The sequence below is a fragment of the Vibrio sp. 1562 genome (assembly GCF_033340155.1).
Lineage (GTDB): Bacteria > Pseudomonadota > Gammaproteobacteria > Enterobacterales > Vibrionaceae > Vibrio > Vibrio alginolyticus.
Genome location: NZ_JAWOVY010000122.1, coordinates 1 through 1,039, shown reverse-complemented (window position 1 = coordinate 1,039; position 1,039 = coordinate 1). Strand labels below are relative to the sequence as shown.

Below are 1,039 nucleotides of genomic sequence, written 5' to 3'. Positions count from 1 at the left end.
GGGGTGACTCCTTCACAACCAAATTAAGGAGTCACCAATGGAATATATCTTCGGATTTATTATCCAAATCGCAGGCATTATGTTGCTTGCAAAACTGAGCTGGTCGCTTTTGCGATTGCTTGCTCGTCAATGCGTGCGCTCGTTTCGATTTGTACTTACTCAAATCAAGCGATTGCTCACACCAACACCAAAACGTCGTCCAATGGCAGTGCCTAAAGCTCCTGGTATGCCCCGTTTGACATCTGCGTTTTACAAAGAGCCACATCAGTACGACATGGCTTTACTCGAAATACCAACCTATCTGCGTCGTCAGTCTTCTTTGCCCAGTCGGGTAGAAGCAACTGTGTGCACAGAGTTCAACTAAGACGAGGAGAACATCATGAAAAACCAAGTAACACTCATAGGCTACGTTGGCTCTGAGCCAGAGACGCGAGCCTATCCATCAGGTGATTTAGTGACCAGCATTTCACTGGCCACTTCTGAGAAATGGCGCGACCGTCAATCCAATGAGCTCAAAGAGCATACGGAATGGCATCGGGTCGTTTTTCGAGATCGTGGTGGATTTAAGTTAGGGCTAAGAGCAAAAGATTTGATCCAAAAAGGAGCGAAGCTTTTTGTTCAAGGGCCTCAGCGCACGCGCTCATGGGAGAAAGATGGCATTAAGCATCGATTGACCGAAGTGGACGCGGATGAGTTTCTGCTTCTTGATAGTGTGAACAAAGCATCTGAGCCATCACCGGCGGATGATGCGAGCTCCCAAGCTAATTGGGCACAAACTTATCCTGAACCAGATTTTTAACCGAGCGATAACGCTTTAACCCAGCCGGGAGTACTTTCCCGTCAGGGGCAGACTCCCACTTTGATTGTCGGAGTCCATAATGGAAAAACCAAAGCTAATCCAACGCTTTGCTGAGCGCTTTAGTGTCGATCCAAACAAGTTGTTCGATACCCTAAAAGCAACAGCATTCAAGCAACGTGACGGTAGTGCACCGACCAATGAGCAGATGATGGCGCTCTTGGTGGTTGCAGATCAGTACGG

2 protein-coding genes and 1 pseudogene are annotated in these 1,039 nt (G+C 47.9%); all 3 read left to right on the top strand.

Going from position 1 to position 1,039, the window contains the following annotated elements:
* Positions 1-37 precede the first annotated feature (37 nt).
* Positions 38-364, top strand: a complete 327-nt coding sequence (locus R7Z49_RS23635) for a hypothetical protein (protein ID WP_025586964.1) — start codon at positions 38-40, stop codon at positions 362-364.
* A 15-nt stretch (positions 365-379) separates the two neighbouring features.
* Positions 380-799 (top strand): single-stranded DNA-binding protein, encoded by a 420-nt coding sequence (locus R7Z49_RS23630; RefSeq protein ID WP_012368368.1) that lies wholly within the window; start codon positions 380-382, stop codon positions 797-799.
* A 79-nt stretch (positions 800-878) separates the two neighbouring features.
* Positions 879-1,039: pseudogene (locus tag R7Z49_RS23625) on the top strand (phage recombination protein Bet); the annotation flags it as partial.